16 protein-coding genes, 1 rRNA gene and 1 pseudogene are annotated in these 18,883 nt (G+C 59.1%); 12 read left to right on the top strand and 6 right to left on the bottom strand.

From position 1 onward, the window contains the following. Window positions 1–59: 59 nt before the first annotated feature. Complete coding sequence (locus ACP7B0_RS22840; protein WP_426143993.1) at window positions 60–2,231, top strand: TonB-dependent siderophore receptor; 2,172 nt, start codon at window positions 60–62, stop codon at window positions 2,229–2,231. Between the two features lie 175 nt (window positions 2,232–2,406). After that, window positions 2,407–2,675: pseudogene (locus ACP7B0_RS22835) on the top strand (IS4 family transposase); the annotation flags it as partial. A gap of 62 nt (window positions 2,676–2,737) precedes the next feature. Here the strand turns inward: ACP7B0_RS22835 and ACP7B0_RS22830 are convergent. Beyond that, entirely contained in the window at window positions 2,738–2,941 is a 204-nt protein-coding gene (locus ACP7B0_RS22830; RefSeq protein ID WP_426143991.1) for an MbtH family protein, read from the bottom strand. 484 nt (window positions 2,942–3,425) lie between these two features. On the opposite strand from ACP7B0_RS22830, the gene ACP7B0_RS22825 reads away from it, so the two are divergent. Together ACP7B0_RS22825 and ACP7B0_RS22820 are read left to right on the top strand one after the other, a co-directional pair. Then, a complete protein-coding gene (locus ACP7B0_RS22825; RefSeq protein ID WP_426144007.1) occupies window positions 3,426–5,726 on the top strand; it encodes a PAS domain-containing protein in 2,301 nt (766 codons plus the stop codon). Between the two features lie 21 nt (window positions 5,727–5,747). Then, window positions 5,748–5,963, top strand: a complete 216-nt coding sequence (locus ACP7B0_RS22820; protein ID WP_426143990.1) for a DUF6434 domain-containing protein — start codon at window positions 5,748–5,750, stop codon at window positions 5,961–5,963. Between the two features lie 73 nt (window positions 5,964–6,036). On the opposite strand, the gene ACP7B0_RS22815 is transcribed toward ACP7B0_RS22820, so the two are convergent. Then, window positions 6,037–6,366 (bottom strand): DHCW motif cupin fold protein, encoded by a 330-nt coding sequence (locus ACP7B0_RS22815; RefSeq protein ID WP_426143989.1) that lies wholly within the window; start codon window positions 6,364–6,366, stop codon window positions 6,037–6,039. A 117-nt stretch (window positions 6,367–6,483) separates the two neighbouring features. Between ACP7B0_RS22815 and ACP7B0_RS22810 the strand changes: the two genes are divergently transcribed. The 4 genes from ACP7B0_RS22810 to ACP7B0_RS22795 all read left to right on the top strand — a co-directional run bounded on the left by ACP7B0_RS22810 (window position 6,484) and on the right by ACP7B0_RS22795 (window position 11,113). Then, entirely contained in the window at window positions 6,484–7,269 is a 786-nt protein-coding gene (locus ACP7B0_RS22810; protein ID WP_426143988.1) for a sulfite exporter TauE/SafE family protein, read from the top strand. Between the two features lie 105 nt (window positions 7,270–7,374). Beyond that, complete coding sequence (locus tag ACP7B0_RS22805) at window positions 7,375–8,034, top strand: HD domain-containing protein (protein ID WP_426143987.1); 660 nt, start codon at window positions 7,375–7,377, stop codon at window positions 8,032–8,034. 154 nt (window positions 8,035–8,188) lie between these two features. Then, window positions 8,189–9,814: a methyl-accepting chemotaxis protein gene (locus tag ACP7B0_RS22800; RefSeq protein WP_426143986.1), complete on the top strand. Its 1,626-nt coding sequence runs from the start codon at window positions 8,189–8,191 to the stop codon at window positions 9,812–9,814. A 132-nt stretch (window positions 9,815–9,946) separates the two neighbouring features. Beyond that, a complete protein-coding gene (locus tag ACP7B0_RS22795; protein ID WP_426143984.1) occupies window positions 9,947–11,113 on the top strand; it encodes a hypothetical protein in 1,167 nt (388 codons plus the stop codon). Window positions 11,114–11,178: 65 nt separating this feature from the next. On the opposite strand, the gene can is transcribed toward ACP7B0_RS22795, so the two are convergent. Continuing rightward, window positions 11,179–11,820, bottom strand: a complete 642-nt coding sequence (gene can, locus ACP7B0_RS22790; RefSeq protein WP_426143983.1) for a carbonate dehydratase — start codon at window positions 11,818–11,820, stop codon at window positions 11,179–11,181. Between the two features lie 151 nt (window positions 11,821–11,971). Here can and ACP7B0_RS22785 point away from each other — a divergent pair, with 151 nt between their 5' ends. Continuing rightward, entirely contained in the window at window positions 11,972–12,382 is a 411-nt protein-coding gene (locus ACP7B0_RS22785) for a serine kinase/phosphatase (protein WP_426143981.1), read from the top strand. A gap of 81 nt (window positions 12,383–12,463) precedes the next feature. On the opposite strand, the gene rimI is transcribed toward ACP7B0_RS22785, so the two are convergent. Together rimI and ACP7B0_RS22775 are read right to left on the bottom strand one after the other, a co-directional pair. Further along, complete coding sequence (gene rimI / locus ACP7B0_RS22780) at window positions 12,464–12,916, bottom strand: ribosomal protein S18-alanine N-acetyltransferase (protein ID WP_426143980.1); 453 nt, start codon at window positions 12,914–12,916, stop codon at window positions 12,464–12,466. Continuing rightward, entirely contained in the window at window positions 12,909–13,703 is a 795-nt protein-coding gene (locus ACP7B0_RS22775) for an energy transducer TonB (RefSeq protein ID WP_426143978.1), read from the bottom strand. The genes rimI and ACP7B0_RS22775 overlap by 8 nt, the downstream gene beginning before the upstream one ends. A gap of 143 nt (window positions 13,704–13,846) precedes the next feature. Between ACP7B0_RS22775 and mksB the strand changes: the two genes are divergently transcribed. The 3 genes from mksB to mksF are packed head-to-tail and all read left to right on the top strand — an operon-like array spanning window position 13,847 to window position 18,637. Continuing rightward, window positions 13,847–15,115, top strand: coding sequence for an Mks condensin complex protein MksB (mksB, locus tag ACP7B0_RS22770; RefSeq protein WP_426143977.1), 1,269 nt, complete (start codon window positions 13,847–13,849; stop codon window positions 15,113–15,115). Continuing rightward, window positions 15,105–15,806, top strand: coding sequence for an Mks condensin complex protein MksE (mksE, locus tag ACP7B0_RS22765; protein WP_426143975.1), 702 nt, complete (start codon window positions 15,105–15,107; stop codon window positions 15,804–15,806). The genes mksB and mksE overlap by 11 nt, the downstream gene beginning before the upstream one ends. Further along, entirely contained in the window at window positions 15,803–18,637 is a 2,835-nt protein-coding gene (gene mksF, locus ACP7B0_RS22760; RefSeq protein WP_426143974.1) for an Mks condensin complex protein MksF, read from the top strand. Before mksE ends, mksF begins: the two co-directional genes overlap by 4 nt. 154 nt (window positions 18,638–18,791) lie before the next feature. On the opposite strand, the gene rrf is transcribed toward mksF, so the two are convergent. After that, a 5S ribosomal RNA gene (gene rrf / locus ACP7B0_RS22755) occupies window positions 18,792–18,883 on the bottom strand; the annotation flags it as partial.

Here is an 18,883-nt window from a genome sequence, read left to right as displayed (position 1 = left end):
CAACGGGCGGCCTGATCCTTAACCACTTGAAAAAAAACACTTCACACTCAGGAGCCTCCATGCACGCAAAGAACGTCTTCGACTACCATCCATTGGCGCTGGCCTTGTTTCTCAGTGGCCTGCCGCTAAGTGCCGTCCACGCCGCCGACAGCACCCAGGCCGCAACGCCCAGTGACACGCTGGTGTTGCAGGAAACCAATATCGATGCGAAGGCGATCGAAAACCCGACCGGCCAGCTCAGCGGCCCGGTAGCAACGCGCAGCACCAGCGCAAGCAAGACCAACTCGGCGATCAAGGAGATTCCACAGTCGATTTCGGTCATCACTCGCCACGAAATGGACAACCGCAAGACTGACACCCTGGCCGAAGCCCTGAGTTACACACCGGGCGTGATTGCCCAGCCGGGCGGCTTCAGTCGTGTGGGCGATGACTTCATGATCCGCGGCTTCAACGTGGGGTCGGGTACCGGCGGTATCCTGCGCGATGGCATGAAACTGCAAGGCAGCGTGTATGACGGCGGCATCGAACCCTACGGCCTGGAGCGCGTGGAAGTGGTCAAGGGTGCCTCGTCGGTGTTGTACGGCCAACTGTCGCCGGGTGGTCTGATCAACACCATCACCAAGCGCCCGACCGAGACACCCCTGCATGAAATCAACGTTGAATACGGCAGCCATGCGCGCAAGCAGTACAGCTTCGACCTGGGCGGCCCGATAGACGACGCCGGGCAGTTTTCCTATCGCCTCACCGGCCTGTGGCGTGACAGCGACACCCAGACCACGGACACCGACGATGACCGCCGCTACATCGCGCCGGCCTTCACCTGGCGGCCTGACGAGGACACCTCGCTGACAGTCCTGGCCAGCTATCAGGAAACCCGCACCGGCTTCGCGCCCCCCCTGGACTTTGACCTGACGACCTCGTCCAGCGCCGCTTACCCCAAAGTCGACCGCGACCTTTATACCGGCGAGCGAGGCTTCGACCACTACAACAACTACTCGACCACGATCGGCTACCTGTTCGAGCACAACTTCACGCCCGACCTGAAAATCCGTCACTCCTTGCGCCACTTCGAAGCGGACCTGAGCTGGGACTACATGCAAGTCGCCGATACCGGCAGCGCCGCCCTGCGTAACCGGGGCCTCCTGGCACGCCGGGCAAGCATCCGCCGCGAGCGCTCCGAAGGCTGGACCAGCGACAACAACGTGCAGTGGACACTCAACAGCGGCCGCTGGCAGCACACTCTGCTGGCTGGCGTGGACTATTACCACAAGACTTACGACTCGCATCGTTTCTCAGGCGCGACCTCGACCTTCAACCCGGCCAACCCGGTGTACGGTGCACCGACAAGCATTACCTCCGCCGACAGCGGCTCGGACCTGCACAGTGCGCAGTCGGGCGTTTACCTGCAAGACCAGATCAAGTTCGACAATAAGTGGACCCTGCTTCTGGGCGGTCGCCAGGACTGGGCGGAAAGCCGAACCTATGCCAACGCCTCGGGTGTACGTACCCCACGCGACGACAAGAAAGCCACAGGCCGCGTAGGCCTGGTCTATGAAGCCGACAACGGCCTGGCCCCGTACGTCAGCTGGAGCCAGTCGTTCCTGCCCGCCAACGTGTTCAATGCGAACGCTGACACCTCGTTCAAGCCCACCGAGGGCGAGCAGTACGAGATCGGCGTGCGCTACACCCCGCCAGGCACCAATGCACTGTTGAGCGCCGCGGTATACGACCTCAAGCAGAAAAACTCGCTGAGCACCGACCTCTCAGGCGACACCGTGCAGTTCGGTGAAACTCGCTCACGGGGCGTCGAGCTGGAAGCAAAAGCGGATGTCACTGCCAACCTCAGCACCACCGCTTCCTATACCTACACGGATGCGAAGATCACTGATGACGCGACGGCCAGTCGGGTCGGGACGCGCATCGACGGCGTGCCTTACCACATGGCCAGCCTGTGGGCCGACTATCGCCTGGCCAGCCTGGGCCTGCCCAAGGTCGTAGTCGGCGGCGGAGCCCGCTATATGGGCACCAGCCGTACTTCCAGCTCGGACACTGACGAGAAGGTGGACGCCTACACCCTGTTTGACGCGAAAGTCAGCTACGAAGTGGACAAGAACTGGACCGTGGCCATGAAGGCGCAAAACCTGGCCAATGAGAAATACCTGTTCTGCAACGCCTCGTGCCGTTATGGCGACGAGCGCACGTTGATCGGTTCGGTCAACTATCGCTGGTAACAGGCGAGGCGCTACACAACGAAAAGCCCCCTTGGCGGGTGATGCTGTTCTCTTCAGCATCTGAGTCCGGGCGGGCTTATCCGAACATCCGATGCCAGACTTCTGGCATCGGATTTTTTATGTCTGTTCAACAAGGCCGGCTCGACCCAGGGGGACAGTGTTGTCTGACAAAGGAGTTCGTCGGGAGGCCAGTCAAGCAGCAGCGGGATTGGGCCGAACACCGTCGGACATCCGTTTCAAGACGGCCTGCCCGTACATCGCCGTCCCACTGATCGTGATGGCCGCGGCCAACCCGGTTTCGGCGTCAGGGATGCGATTGGAGAATCAATGGCGGGGGGCGGGGGATTGTTGCTGGATCACCGTCCAAGGCCTTCAAGGCCAAGGGCGGTGAAGATTTCAAAAAACCGGTTTCCAGTAGACGGTAAGGCGGCTCCGCTCAAGTGAACAGAAGTGCGCCTGTGCGGGACTTCTTTGCAATAGCCCCACGCTCCGCCCTGGAAAAGTCCTTACGCCTGCATGGCCTCGCGCAAACTGGCGGGGCGCATGTCGGTCCAGTTGGCTTCGATGTAGGCCAGGCATTCGGCCTTGGAGGCCGCTGTGTTTACCGCTGACCAGCCTTGCGGCACGGCCTTGAACTCGGGCCAGATCGAATACTGTTGTTCCTCATTGATCACCACCAGAAACTGCGTGTCTTCACGGTCAAATGCCATCTGTCTTGCCTCCTACGGATAATTGAGCGCGCCTACCACGGGCATAGGCCTACCTATGGAAGACGGTCGACGCAGCCCTGAATTTAGCCCTTTACCCAATAACCTGAGCGAAATCCCGTGTCATTGCTCACAGCGCCCCGCAGCCCCTTGTTCTGCCCGCTCAAGCTATCGCAACTAAATATCCAATTTATTGCGACGGGCAGTGTCTGAACCAACGAGTAACAAAATGTTCAGAAAGAGGCTTCCGTAAAACCACCGTTTTGGCGGTTCCACCTGACGCTGAGTGCCCCGACGCATTCTGAACAGTGAAGTGCAAGGTCAGCCTGATGAACCGAACGTTGAGTTTTATACTGTGAACACTTTTTTATCCCTGCTGCCTGGCGGCGGCGAAGCCGGTGCGGCGATTCGTTCACACGACTGGTCGGCGTCAAGCTTCGGCCCCTTACCCACCTGGCCGACAGCACTGCTCTATTCACTGAGGTTGATGCTCAACTCCCCGGACAGCATGTACCTGATCTGGGGCCCGGAACTGCGCTTCTTCTTCAACGATGCCTATCGCCCGGCCCTGGGCGGACGCGAACCTGATGCCATGGGCCGCCCTGTTGCTGCGCTCTGGAGCGATGTCTGGGAGCAAGTCCGGCCTCTGGTGGAAAAAACCCTCGGTGGATCTTCTTGCCGGATTGAAAACCATCCGGTTGTCATGCAGCGCTCGGGCAGCGACCAGCAGACGTGGTGGACCCTGTCCTTCTCCCCGCTTTATGGCGACACAGGCCATGTCGATGGCGTGCTGTGCCAACCCATCGAAACCACGGAAGGGGTGCGCGCTGCGGCTCTACTGCGCGAAAGCGAAGAATTCAACAGACGGGTACTCGCCAGCAGCACCGATTGCATCAAGGTGCTGGATCTGGATGGCCGGTTGGCCTGGATGAGCGAAGGCGGCCAGCGTGTCATGCAGGTCAGCGACTTTAACGCGATCAAAGGCTGTCCCTGGCCCGACTTCTGGCGTGACCAAGGGCATGATGACGCCCACACCGCCGTTGCCCTGGCCAAAATGGGCGGGGAAGGTTTTTTCCAGGGCATGGCTGCGACCATGACCGGCACCGTGAAATGGTGGGACGTGCGTGTCAGCCCCATTCTGGGCAGCGATGGTCGGCCGGAGAAGCTGCTTTGCGTCTCCAGGGACATCACTGACACCAAACGGGCAGAGGCTGAACTGCTTGAACTGAACGAGACCCTGGAGCAGCGGGTCAAGGATCGAACCCACGAACTGGACCGCCTCTGGCGCCTGTCGGCCGACATCATGCTGGTGGCACGCTTCGATGGAACGATGATTGCGGTCAACCCGGCATGGACGCAATTGCTGGGCTGGACCGAAGAGCAATTGCTGGGTCGTGAGTTCATGGAACTGGTGCACCCTCAGGACGTGCCCGACACGCAAGCGGCGGTGGCTGACCTGTCAGACGGCATCAGCATCCCCAACTTCGTCAATCGTTATCAGCACAAGGACGGCTCGTATCGATGGCTGTCCTGGACCGCTGTTCCGGATCAATCCTGTATCCACGCCGTCGGCCGGGACATTCAGGCCGAGCGCGAGGCCACCGAAGCATTGAGACTGTCCGAAGAAGCCTTGCGCCAGTCGCAAAAACTGGAGGCCGTGGGTCTGCTCACCGGCGGCGTCGCCCATGACTTCAATAATCTGCTGACCGTCATCAAGTCGTCCACCGACCTGCTCAAGCGCCCCAATGTCGTGGAGGAACGCCGTATCCGCTACGTTGAAGCGATCTCGTCGACCGTGGACCGGGCGGCCAAACTCACGGGCCAACTGCTTGCCTTTGCCCGACGACAGGCGCTGAAACCGGAAGTCTTCGATGTCTGCCAAAACATCCACTCCATCGGCGACATGCTGGACTCGTTCACCGGCACACGGGTCAAGGTCGTCATCGAGGTGCCTGATTACCCGTGCTACATCAAGGCTGACCCCAGCCAGTTCGACAACGCGCTGGTCAACATCGCGGTCAACGCCCGGGATGCCATGCAAGGTGAAGGCACCTTGACGATCCAGGTCAGTTCAGTCACTGAGTTGCCTGCGGCCCGCTCACACCCGAGGCGCGAAGAGGACTTCATCCGGATTGACCTGACAGACACCGGCAAAGGCATCAGTCCTGAAGACATCGCGCACATCTTCGAACCGTTTTTCACGACCAAGGGCGTCGGCCACGGAACGGGGCTGGGGCTGTCTCAGGTATTCGGCTTTGCCAAGCAATCGGAGGGGGACATCCTGGTTCAAAGCCAGGTCGGCAGTGGCACACGGTTCTCGCTGTTTCTGCCGCGCTGCACCACCCAGCCCGGCGCCAGTGAGCTGCAAGCCTTGAGCGCATCCCTTGATGACATCACCAACCTGAGCGTCCTGGTGGTTGAAGACAACGATGACGTCGGCGACTTTGCCACCCAGACGCTGATCGAACTGGGCTTCAGCGCCTACCGCGCCACCAACAGCCAGGAAGCACTCACCGAGCTGACCCGAAATGCCGCGAGCTACGACGTGATTTTTTCAGACGTGATGATGCCCGGCATCACAGGCCTTGAACTGGCCCGCAAAGTGGAGCTACTTTACCCAACGCTGCCTGTGGTCCTGACCACCGGATACAGCGAAGTATTCGTACAGGAAGGCGTGGAGAATTTCAGACTGCTGCCCAAGCCGTACTCCATCCAGGCGATGTCCAATGTGCTTCGCGAGGCGGTGCTGGACAGTCGCAAGGTGTTGGGTTCGACCGCCGTTAGATGACCCTGAAGCAGAGGCAACCGGATGAACTTCAACTGGCACAGCGACCCCGTCACACGCGACACCCCCGTCGACAAGCACTACAAAAACACGCAGAACGTTCGCCGTTTCCTGTCGGAACACTGTGGCGCCAGCTTCAAATTTGATCGGCCCTTCATGGCCTGGATAAACGACGGTCGGCCGAAAACCATGGGCGCGGTAGCGGATGAGTGGCTTCGTCGGCATACAAGCGACGGCTAGCTGGCTTGGTCCGGATTCACTGCCCCGCGGTCAGGACCGACGGGCTGTAAATCCCCCCGGTCACCTGCGGCAGTCAGTCCACAATGAACAGCTTCGCCCCGATGACCGTAGACGAGCGATGGGCTTCTGCGTTGTCCGCCACCTGGTAGCTCATGCCGGGCTTGAGAACGAACGTTCGACCATCCTCCAACTCTGTGAGCAGCTCACCCTCAAGGCACAGCAGGATGTGCCCCTTTGAACACCAATGATCTGCCAGATAGCCTGCCGTGTACTCGACCATACGCACGCGAACCGAACCAAACTGACAGCTGCGCCAGTAGGCGGTACCTTGCTCTCCCGGATGCGCGACAGCGTCGATCACTGACCAATCGGTGGTTCCGAACGGGATAGCATTGAGTTCCATGAGACACTCCAAAAAGCATAAAGATAGATCGCATCGATATAAGCAGTTATATGAAAGATCGCTATGCTGCCGCCAGTTTTTTTGAGTAGTCGCCTCTTTTTATTTGTGGGAAGCAGTATGGATTTCGGCGGTCTGGGGTTAATGGTTGCAGGTCTGGTGGTGGGGTTCATCGTTGGCATGACCGGCGTGGGCGGCGGTTCGCTGATGACGCCGATCCTGCTGTGGTTCGGCATCAACCCCGCGACCGCGGTGGGCACCGACCTGCTTTACGCAGCGATCACCAAGTCCGGCGGCGTGTGGGTTCACCGCAAAAACCAGAACATTGACTGGTCCATCACCGGTTGGCTGACGCTGGGCAGCGTTCCGGCGGTGCTGCTGACGTTGTGGTTTCTGAGCACGCTGCACACGTCTCCGGATGCCATGAATGCGGTCATCAAGCAAGCCTTGGGCGTCGTCCTGCTGCTGACCGCACTGGCCGTGTTTTTCAAGAAACGACTGCTGGCGTTTGCTCACCATCGCGCAGGCGGCCACTACAATCCGACCGGCCCGAGTCTTAATGCTCTCACCGTGGTGACGGGCTTGATCCTTGGCACCATGGTTGCGTTGACGTCCATCGGCGCGGGAGCACTGGGAACTGTTGCGCTGTTCATCCTCTACCCTTTCCTGCCCACCCGGCGTCTGGTCGGCACCGAGATCGCTCACGCCGTACCGCTGACGCTGGTCGCTGGCCTCGGCCACGCCAGCATGGGCAACATGGACTGGGGCGTCCTTGGCTACCTGCTGTTGGGATCGCTGCCGGGGATTTACGCCGGCAGCCATTTGTCCGGCAGGGTATCAGAAGAAATCCTGCGCCCTTGCCTGGCGGTGATGCTGGCGTTGATCGGCTACAAACTGGCGTTTTGATTGCCGTCCACGGGGCATTACCTGAGTCAACGCGGTGACGAAGATGCCACTGCGCTATCCTCTGCACGGCTTGCTTCAACTCAACGACAGAGGCCGAATACCTAAATGAGCGCAGCGTTTGCCCCCTTTCAAGACTTGGCCTCTGTGCTGTTACCCCACACAGTGGCCGAGAAACCTGATGGCTCCCATGACGTGTCCCACCTGCAACGGGTCTGGAACACCGTTCGCCTGATTCGCGACGAAGAAGGCGGGGATCAGGAGATCATGTTGGCGGCGACGCTCTTGCACGACTGCGTGGCAGTGGAAAAGGATTCGCCGTTGCGTTCCAGCGCATCGCGTCTGTCGGCAGCGAAGGCCACGCAACTGTTAGCCGAAATGGCCTGGCCCCAGGAGCGAATCGAGGCGGTGGCCCATGCGGTCGAAGCTCACAGTTTTTCGGCGGCGATTACGCCCACGACTCTCGAAGCGAAAATCCTGCAGGACGCCGATCGGCTCGACGCACTGGGCATGATGGGTGTCGCCAGAATGTTCTATGTCGCTGGGCGCATGGGAGGTGGTTTGTATGACCCGGCAGATCCTCACGCGACCCAACGGCCTTATGATGACAAACGCTTCGCCGTGGATCACTTCAATACCAAGCTTTTTCATCTGGCTGACGGCTTCCAGACCGAAGCGGGTGCGCGCATGGCAAACGTTCGTCATGAACGAATGCGCAGATTTCTCAATGAAATGATGCAGGAAGCGGGTGCGCCACTGCCGCAGTGAGTCCACACCGAATTTTGACGCCAATTTTAGCGATGTCACAAAGACATCACACATCTGACCTATAAACGACTCTCCGGTATTTCCGTTGAATTGGGCTTGGTCCTCCGTGAAAAAGTTATTGCCTCGTAATTTGCGTCAGAAGTCTTCGACGTCTATGTTGCGCCGTTTCAAAATCACTCAGCGCCTGGTGTTGTGCTTCAGCGTTACCGCGTTGCTGATGGTGGCGCTGGGGGCATTTTGCTTGCTGCAAATGCAGACGATCCGCAGTTTGGGCGAAGCCGTGGAAAGCGGTTCGCTGCCCAGCATCGCCATGGCCGACGCCATTGCCATCAACCTGGTCAAGATGCGGGGTGAAGCGTCGAAACTGATTGTCAACGCCGACGATCCGGGCGCGGTGGTGACCAGTAAAATCAACGTCGAACAACTCAAGAACGAAGTCGAAAAAGATTTTTCCGAATACCTGGCCCGCATCCATGACGGCGCCGAGCGCGACTCGTTGATTGCCCTGCAGGACGCCTATAAAGCCTTTATCCCCGGGCTTTACGATGAAATTGCTTTGATCGAACAGCACAAGCTCGATGACGCTCGCATGCTGTCCAACACGATGCTGTCCTTGCAGGGCGACCTGATGGACATGCAAGTGCAATTACTGCGTGAACTCAACAAGCAAAGCGCTGCCGCTGCGGTGGAAAAATCCAGCGACAGTTTTGCCCAGACCCGAATCATCGCCCTGAGCGCCATCGGTATCGTGCTGGCGCTAACCCTGCTGCTGGCCTGGCGATTGAGCGTCAGCATCATTCGTCCGGTGCGCCAGGCGCTGCACATTGCCAGCACCATCGCCAGCGGCGATCTGAGCCCGCAAACCATTCCCGAAGGCAAGGATGAAACCGCCCAACTGCTGACCATGCTCGGCCGCATGCGTAGCAACCTGCACGGTACGATTGATCAGATCTACGCAGCGGCGACGCAGCTTACCCAGTCCGTGCAAGAGATGAGCACCATCTCCGAAGCCAGCGCGGAAAATCTGCGGCTGCAGAATTCGGAAATCGAACAGGCTGCCGTTGCCGTTAACCAGATGAGCCAGGCAGCGGTCGAGGTGGCGGACAATGCCAGCGATACCGCCACCGAATCCCGCGCCTCAAGTGATGCTGCCGCCAAAGGCCAGTTGCGCCTGTCTGACACGATCGTTTCGATCAAGCAACTGACGGGCAATGTGCTTGAAACGTCCAATCAGGCCGAAGGCCTGGCCGAACGCACGTTGAGCATCAGCAAGATTCTCGACGTGATTCGCGCCATCGCCAACCAGACCAACCTGCTGGCGCTCAACGCGGCGATTGAGGCGGCGCGAGCCGGTGAAGCCGGACGCGGATTTGCCGTGGTTGCCGATGAAGTGCGTTCACTGGCGCAGCGCACCAGCGCGTCAACCACGGAAATCGAAGGGCTGATCAGCGGTGTCCAGCAGAGTACTCAGGAAACCGCCAACGCACTGCGCCTGACCGCCAATCAGGCCAGTCTGACGCTTGAGCAGGCGGCGGCGACGAACGAGGCCTTGACGGTCATCATCAGCTCGACCTCCACCATCAACGACCGAAACCTGTTGATTGCCAGCGCCGCCGAGCAACAGGCGCAGGTTGCTGGCGAAGTGGATCGCAACCTGAGCAGCATTCGCGACTTGTCGAGCCAGTCGGCATCCGGTGCCCAGCAGACCACGATGGCCAGCAATGCGTTGTCGATGCTGGCAACAGACCTCAAGTCGATGGTTCAACGCTTCGTTCTCTGAGTAAGCCAGCACTCACAACACCGAGCACGGTTACATTTATTTTCGCCGCCACCCGTTCCTTGATAATGGCAATGTGCTTCAGTATTGAGGCGGCCCTGATACCCAGGGCTAATTGCTACCAAGGATGTGCTCATGTTTAAAGCCGCTGTATGGACTGCAACGCTCGCCACCCTCACGTTGAGCAACGTCGCTCAAGCCGATGTACACATCAAGCTGGGCACGCGAGAACGGGTTTCACAACTCTTCGCTTACCCCAACAATTGCAGCGTGATCTGCTTCCGTGACTGGACGCTGGAACAGACCGCGGAGCATTACCTGACGCAAAGCGTCCAGCGTGACGGGTACACCGGCGTCGTCAGTGTGAAAAGCGACAACGACGTGCTGTACGCGAACATCAGCGGCGTACCTGACAATTACGGCAAACCGTTAACGGACCTGCTCAATGCGGGCGAACTGGCCCACAGCGGAGCCATGAAACTCAACGCGGACAAGAAGTGGCAATACAACTGGTACCTGTTCCTGCCGTTGGGGATGGCCCTGGAAAACCGCAAGAGCGTCGAACTGCTGCACTTCCCGCCGGACACCTCCCTGACGCTGGCCCAGGACTATCTGGTCTCGGCCACCACTGATCGCTGGGCCACGCTGCTGACCCTCAATGGCATTCCTGCCGGGCAGACGCCGGGTTATCAGACAATCATTGATATCGCTCCGATTGCCGCCCCCGCCAACGCCGGCAGTTCGCTGGAAGCGGTCTACGGCTATTTCCAGGATTACCAGACGACGATGGTCAAGGAGCTGAGTCAGAACGCAGCCGGCAACGCCTTGCCCATGGTGGCGTTTGGTGCGCCCGTGAGGAAATGGATCAACCAGCAATATGGCGTCAACGTGTCCGTACTGGGCCTGGCGAGCATCAGCCCGAGCCCCGGGCAGAAAGTCGCGGTGCTGGGTTCCAACCACCCGAGCTATATCTGGTATGCGGATGACAAGTCGAACTATGGCGGCGACCAGGCCAAGGCAGACGCGGCGGGCCTTGCGGTGATGGGCCAGGATTTGAGCGCGGCCTGCTGGCAGGCAACCATGGGCCAGACACCGACCGCTGATCCGGCCGCGACGCTGAGTGCCTGCATGCAAAAATGGCAGGTGACCGACAAGGTCAAGACGTGCGAACTGTTCTACACCGCTGAACGCGATCTGACGGCAGAACAAGCGGCCGCCAAGTGCAGCACCGGCGACGTCACGCGCTCATTGCAGCAATTGCAGAAACCGCTGACCGCTCCGGCCATTCATCCCTTCCTGTAAAGACCGGCCAGCTTGTGGGAGCACGGGGCTCCCACAAGCGATCATCCAGGCCGAACAGCCGTCCCTTAAATCCCTTGCGGGCGCAGGCGGTACTGCGGCGGCAGTTGATCAAAGCCGCTGATGGTCGCGTTCAGGCTCTTGAAACGCCCATCCTTGATGCCGTAAATGCAGCCGTGGATCGAAAGGCTCTGCCCGCGATGCCAGGCATTCTGCACAATGCTGGTATGACCTACGTTTGCCACTTGCTGAATGACGTTGAGCTCGCACAGACGGTCGACGCGCTCCTCCTCCGTCGGCAGTTGCGCCAGTGCTTCGCGATTCTCGTAGTAGAGGTCACGAATAGACCGCAGCCATCCGTCGATCAGGCCCAGTTGACGATCCTGCATCGATGCACGCACACCGCCACAACCGTAGTGGCCAGTGACCAGGATGTATTTGACCTTAAGCACGTCCACCGCGTACTGGATCACTGAGAGGCAGTTGAGATCGGTATGCAGCACGACGTTGGCCACGTTGCGGTGAACAAACAAATCGCCTGGCAACATGCCTACGATCTCGTTGGCCGGGACGCGCGCATCCGAGCAACCGATCCAAAGGTATTCCGGGGTTTGTTGCCGTGCCAGCTTGGCGAAAAACTCGGGATCTTCCTTGATGATCGCATCAGCCCAACGTTCGTTGTTGTCGATCAGATCTTTTAGCTCGTTCATGCGTTGACGCCTCGAAGATGTGCCTGCGTATGACTAGGGTTTAACGCCCCGGGTCACGCCTTTTTGCCACTACTCGCGCCGGGTAACAAAAAGGAATCTTCAGAGTTGTGGCCGGTCCACCTATTTAGGCACTAAACAAAGAGGATTCGCCATGAATGATTCACGCCGTCCGTTCGACGCCACTCAGCCCGAGCCTATCGATGACAACGAAGACCGCATGGGCTCGATGGAAGAACTGGACTTTGATGAGCAAGAGCCGAGCGCGCGTATCGGCGACCTGATGCCTGAGGACGAGTTGGCGCACGAGCTACCGGATAGCCGGGTTCGCGAAGCCGGTTTGACAGGTGCCTCGACCCCGGATCACCACTCCACTGACGACGACCTCGATCCGGAAATGCTGATTCGCGAAGACGGCGCCCGATCGGCCAGAGAAGCGGGCGAAGACAACCCGGCCGACTTCGAACTGAGCGTGGTCGACGAAGACGATATCGGCGGCGGCGACGGGCTGGATGAAGCCGAGTTGGGCCGTATTGATCCGCTGGATGGCAAGCCGGAAAACTGAAAACTGCAGGAGCGAACGTGTATGCGAGACGCCCGTTCACACGCTAAGGGCCCCAACACGTTGGCTCCTGCATCGTGAGCCTTACTCAAACAACGTACAGGCCATCACCACGGCATCTTCACGCCCGCCAACCGCCGGGTAGTAATCCCTGCGCCGCCCGATTTCGTTGAAGCCAAAGCGCTCATACAGACGATAGGCGGCGCGATTGCTGTCACGCAGTTCCAGAAAGCACTCACGACCGTTAAGCGCATAGGCTCGGGACATCAGATGCTCAAGCAAACGCAGCCCTAATCCCCGCCCCTGGTTTTCAGGCTTGACGGTGATATTGAGCAGATGCGCCTCGTCGATGATTACCTGCACCACGCCATGTCCCACCTGCTGGGCACCTTCGAACATCAACCAGATTTCGTAAGACTTGAGGCCATCAAGGAAAATACCCCGGGTCCAGGGGTGGCTGAAGGCGGCGTATTCAATCTTCAATAAGGCATCGATATCCGCCTCGGTCATCGGGCGGAAGGTGACTGCATCACTCATCTAATGTTTTCCAACGCGCCATCAGCCGACGCATGGCTTGCCAGACGTCAGCCTTGCGTTGAGGCTCGTCCATCAATAATTCCAGACCCGGCAACGCCCAGGCAGAACCCAGGCCATCGACCTGAAGCTCAGTGTTAAAGGATTGCGCATCGGATTCCCCGGCAAAACGCACCGAAGGCAGTCCGATCAGCCAGAGGCAGGCGCAGGGTTCATCCTCAAGACGGGCGGACACAAACCCCTGTACAAAATCACGGGCCGCTTCCGGCCCCTGATCCAGATTGCCCCTGACCAACAGCGGCCAGCGCACCGGCTCGCCAATGATTTGTGGACTGTCGGGCAAGCCTGCGGCACGCAGCATGTCTTTCAGCAACAAATAAGACGGGTCACGGCTTTGAAACGCCTGCCCTGTGGGTAACTCCACGAGCAGCAGGCAACGCCCGGCCCGCAACAGTTGCAACGCGAAGCGCGGTGGCGGCACGACCGCAGCCTTGACCGGGGCAGGCGCGGCTTCGACTACCGCAGCGGGCGCGCGAGTGCTGGCCAGCGAAGGACGCGGCACTTCGATTTTCGGGCGCTCGGCAGGACGCACCGGCGCTGCGGACGGCTCAGCCACCGCAGCGGGTTCGGCTGTCTGCGCAGCAGCAAGGCTCGCGGCGTCTTCGACCGGCAACAGCGGCTCAAGCAGCTCGGGACGCGACGGTGCAGCAAAAGGCAATTCGGTGCGCGGCAGCCAATTGACCACCTGCATGGCGGTCATATAAGCGCGGCGGCGGGACTCGTTCAGCAAAGGTCAGCCACCTGTGGATAAGTTGAGTGGGCGATTCTACCGCCCTTCGCCCATTCCCGCCGCAGTTGATCGTCTAGAGGTGAAATGTTGAGCAGCCGATGCAGTACAATCGCTGCTTTTATTTGCCAACCACCGGCCATCCAATGATCGAACCTAAGCGCGTCTTGCGCGCCCTTGCCGAACACTGGGCGCTTCTTGAGCCACTGTGCGAGCACTTCGACCAAGGCACCCTGAGCCTGAGCGAATTGCGCCTGCAGCTGGCCGCACGGCAACTGGACAGCACACCGCAGGACATCACCCACCTGCTGGATGTGTGGATACGTCTGGATATCCTGGTCCCCGTGGCCAAAAGCCCGAACCGTTTCGAACTCAACGCGCAGATTCACGACTTTCTGTCCTACCTGCGCCGCGAGCACCGACTGGGTCTGTGCCTGGAAATCGAAGCCTATCTGCGTCACCTTGAACGCTTGGCGGGCTATATCCAGGACGCGTTTGATATCCGCGACGCCGATGACCTGGCCCGCCAACTGCGCCTGCTGGACATGCGCGTGCGGGACGTCCTGAAAAAACTCGCCAATGATGAACAGGCGCTGGTTGCCGTCGCCGATCGAGCCAAGACCAGTGACCGACAGATTCCGTTGCGTCAGCGTTATGCGGAAGTACTGGCGACCTGGGACGAGTACATCGAACCGATGATCCAGTTGGTAAATGCCGACGGCGCCTTCGAGCAAGGCGTGCGCAAGGTCGAGAATGTCTTGCTGCGCCTGCTGACCGAGCAACAACGGCTCGGTCATCTGGTAGACGACGACATGTTATTGCGCACCCACGCACGCATCCTCGAAATGCAGACCAGCGCCCAACTGACGTTGCGTCACGCAAGGGAGCTGCTGCTGCCGTTGCGCGAAGAGGCTCGGAGGCATAACGCCGTCACCCGCGGCGCGGCGCTGGCGCTGTCAGCCATTCGCCGCAAGGGCCTGGATGCCGTGCCGCAAGCGGCGATGCCCATGTTCACTCGCCCGCAAAGCACCTTCCTGGGCAGTGCAAGCCAGGTCGAAGCCTACGTCTACGCCTTGGCGCGCTTCGAACCCAAGCCCGCCCGATTCCCCAAGGCCAACGCCAAGCGCAAGGGCGAACCGCCGCAGGCGCCGCGCACGGTCAAGGAAATGCTGGAGCGTTGCGAAGAAGCCCTGCCGCTGCCGGACCTGATGGTCTGGCTGCTGGAGCAGGAACCGGACGGCGCAACCGATGAATTGCTGTATTGGTTTTCGCGCCTGTCGCGGGACAAACGCTTCGCTCGGGCACGCCTCGAACGACGCGACTATTTCACTCAGGAGCATCAGGTCAGCCTGAGCTCTTTTGCCCTGCTCTCCAGCCGTGATGAGCAGCCAGGGAATCCAGTCAATGCATCTTGATCTCTCCGAAATGTCCCAGTTGGCTCCGATCTTTCGCGAGCTGTTCAAGGGTTATCACATCAGCCGCCGCGACCCGGAGCTGTACGCGCAACTGTCCAACGCCCAGGATCAGTACCGGAGCCTGTTCAAGGCTTTGGGCTTCGAACTGGTGTGCGACACCCGGGGCTTTTACTACTTCGTTCCCGACCTGGCCGCTGCGCAAGTCAACAAGACTGCCCAACGCCTGGCGCTGTTCACGTTCATCCTCGTCGAGCATCTGGCCGATCAGGGCCGCGACCCGGTCGCCGTGCTGGATGGTGGCAGTCTGGGCCGTGATGAACTGCCTTCCCTGCTGGAAAAATACCGGGATCTGTTTATCCAGGCCGAAGTCCAGACCCAGGATGAACTGGAAGAGAAAATCATGCGCCGCATGACGCAGCTGGGTTTCGCCAGCGAGGAAAACGGCATCTACCGCTTCCTGCCGCCCATGCATCGTTTTCTGGATGTCTGTCTGTCAGTGCAGCAGGATCGCGATCTGGCAGCCAGCCTCCACAGCGTGTTGCCTTTGCCAACGCCCGTGCTCGTTGATGACGACAGTGACGAGAAACTGCTGGAGACCGACGATCCTCTGGACCTGGCCGCATTCGACGAATCCGAAGAAGAAGCCATGGCACGGGCCATCGCTGAAGAGCAACGGGAGATTGACGCATGAGCCAGGAACGCTACGGCATTCGCCGCTTTGCCCTGCTGAACACCGCCGGTTACAGCCTGGGGTTGTTTCCACTGGAACACCCGCTGTCGGTCTATGGCGCGAACAACCTGGGTAAGAGCGCCTCGATCAACGCCCTGCAATTCCCGATTCTGGCGCGCATGTCCGACATGAGTTTCGGCAAATACACGCTGGAGCAATCCCGTCGTTTCTACTTTGCCTCGGACACCAGCTACATTCTGGTCGAAGTGTCACTGCCTCACGGTCCTCACGTCATCGGCGTCGTCGGTCGCGGCCCAGGTGGCGGCTTTGGCCACCAGTTCTTCGCTTACGCGGGCGAACTGGATCTGGGTCACTACCAAAAGAACGATACCTGCCTGCGTCAGAAAGAGCTGTTCAGCAATCTGGAAAGCCAGGGTCTGAAGGCTTACGAACTCAAGCCCGATGAACTGCGACGTTTATTGGTGGGCGGACACACGTCGATTCCGCTGGATCTGACATTGATTCCGCTGCGCTCCACCAGCGAACAGAGCCTGAAAACCTTCCGGGCACTGTTCATCAACCTGTTGCACATGCGCGAAATCACGGCCGCCAAACTCAAGCAATTGTTTCTGGATGCCTTCGAGCACAGCCTGCGCTCCGGCAGTGTCGATTACATCGCCGCGTGCGAAGAAGCCTTCCGCGATGTACGCCGCATGGAGCAGGACTACAACGCTCTGGTCCTTGCCGGGCCGCTGGTGGAAGCCCTTGCTGCTGGCGTGCAACAACGCGATGTATTGCGCGGCAAGCTGCATCGTTTGTCCCCTCTGCTGGACTCGTTGCTGGGCACCTGGCTGGACTATTCCAGTGCCCGCAAGGAAGAGCTGGTCATTCAGGCCGAGCACTATCGAAGCCAGCAGGATGTATTGCAGAACGATCAGCGTGGCAGCACTCAAGAGTTGATGCGCCTGGAACGGGAAATCAGCAGTATTCAGCGTTGGGTCGGCGAGCTTGCCGTCCTCAAGAATCGCTTTGCGCTGGTCGATAGCGCCAAGGTCCTCGAGCAACAATTGCTGGCGGCCAAGGATGCCCACGATGAACTGGCGGGGGCGCTCGCGCAGTCCAGACAATTCAGCGCGGAAGACCTCGACGAGCGTTTGCGGGATCTGGAAAAACGCCTGAAGTCCGTGAAACAACAACTCGATCATGCCGACAACAACAGCTATGCCCGTTTGCGTGAGGAGTTTTCCCAGCCCGACGTAGAACGCCTGATGCGCTTGTTCAACAGCGCCCTGTTCAGCCTGCCACTGGGCGAGCAAGGCATTGCGCTGGATGATGGCGATGCCTGGGTCAAGTCTCTGGAGTTGATCCTGGACGGCTTCAAAGGCGACCAATTCCAAGTGCCTGGCCTGTCAATCAATCTGTCGAATATCGAACCGCCCGCACTTCAGGCTTTGGCTGACCGGGCTGCACTTCGCGATCAGAAAGAGCGTCTGGAAAAAGAACTCAAGCAACTCAAGACCCAGCAGGCTGTAGCCGCTGACCGTTCAGCGAGCAAGACCCAGACCGAAGCGCTGTATCAGCAAGTGCTGGATGCACAGAAAGCGCTGGAAGATTACCGTCGCTGCCAGACCCTGTCTGCTGAAGAGTCCGACAAACTGGAACAGCTGGCCCAGATGGAAGCCGCTCAGGACGAATTGAAGCGCTCCAGCGATGCGTTCACCGAGCGCGTCCAGCAATTGTCGGCCAAGTTGCAGTTGGTGGCACGGCAGATTGGTGATCTGGAATCCAAACAACGCACGCTGGATGATGCATTACGTCGTCGCCAGCTGTTGCCAGCCGATTTGCCTTTCGGCACACCGTTCATGGAGCCTGTGGACGATTCGCTGGAAAACCTGCTGCCTCTGCTGAACGACTATCAGGACAGTTGGCAAGGCCTGCTGCGCAGCGATGGCCAGATCGAAGCCCTGTATGCGCAAGTTCGTCTCAAAGGCGTTGCCAAGTTCGACAGCGAGGATAATGTAGAACGTCGCTTGCAGTTGCTGATCAATGCCTACGCACACCGCACTGACGAAGCACTCACCCTGGGCAAGGCTCGCCGTGCGGCGGTAACAGATATTGCGCGAACCCTGCGCAACATCCGCAGCGACTACGACAGCCTCGAACATCAACTGGCGCTATTCAACCGGGAAATCAACAAACGCCAGGTCTCCAACCTTGAGAGCTTCCGTATCGTGCTCGCGCCGAACAAAGAAGCGCTCAAGCATATCGATCAGATCATCCATAGTGCCGGCCAGTATGAAGAAGGCGAAACGCTGTCGGTTTTCGACTTGAGCCAAAGCGCCGAGCAGGACAACAAGAACGAAGAAGCCAAGGAATACCTTGCGCGGCTGGTGGCAGCGAATCACAACCAGCTAGGTCTGAAAGATCTGTTTGAACTCGCGTTTGAGATCACCAAGGTCAATGGCCAACCCGTCATTCACACCGATATCGATGGTGCAGCCTCCAATGGCACCACGATGACCATCAAGGCGCTCACCAACATGTACTTGTTGCTGCACCTGATGGACCGTGATCAGGCCGGGCGTATTCGCTTGCCTTATTACCTGGATGAGGCTGCCGACATTGACGAGAAGAACCAGGCAGCATTGCTCGAAACAAGCCTGCAGCTCGGCTTTGTCCCGATCCTGGCCAGCGTAAAACCTCAAGTGTCCGCCCATGTTGCCATTGACCTTGAAGGCGGCAGCGGTCCAAACGGCATCTATATCGACGAGGCCGACTGGAAGTACATTCGTCGTCGTGATGACGTAAAGGCGATCGCCAATGAGGCAGTCGTCGAGCACGCGGTTCAATAACTGAGTCACCGCTGTAAGTAAAAGGCCGCATGAGAGTGCGGCCTTTTTTTATTTTGAATGCAGGGAGTGTTGAGTTGTGCAGAGCATGAGTAAATTTTCGAGCGGACAAACAAAACCCCTGAACGCATAAGCGATCAGGGGTTCTGGAATTGAATCTTGACGATGACCTACTCTCACATGGGGAAACCCCACACTACCATCGGCGATGCATCGTTTCACTGCTGAGTTCGGGATGGGATCAGGTGG

The organism is Pseudomonas sp. DWP3-1-2, from assembly GCF_049896285.1.
Lineage (GTDB): Bacteria > Pseudomonadota > Gammaproteobacteria > Pseudomonadales > Pseudomonadaceae > Aquipseudomonas.
This window is presented reverse-complemented; position numbering and strand designations above follow the sequence as displayed.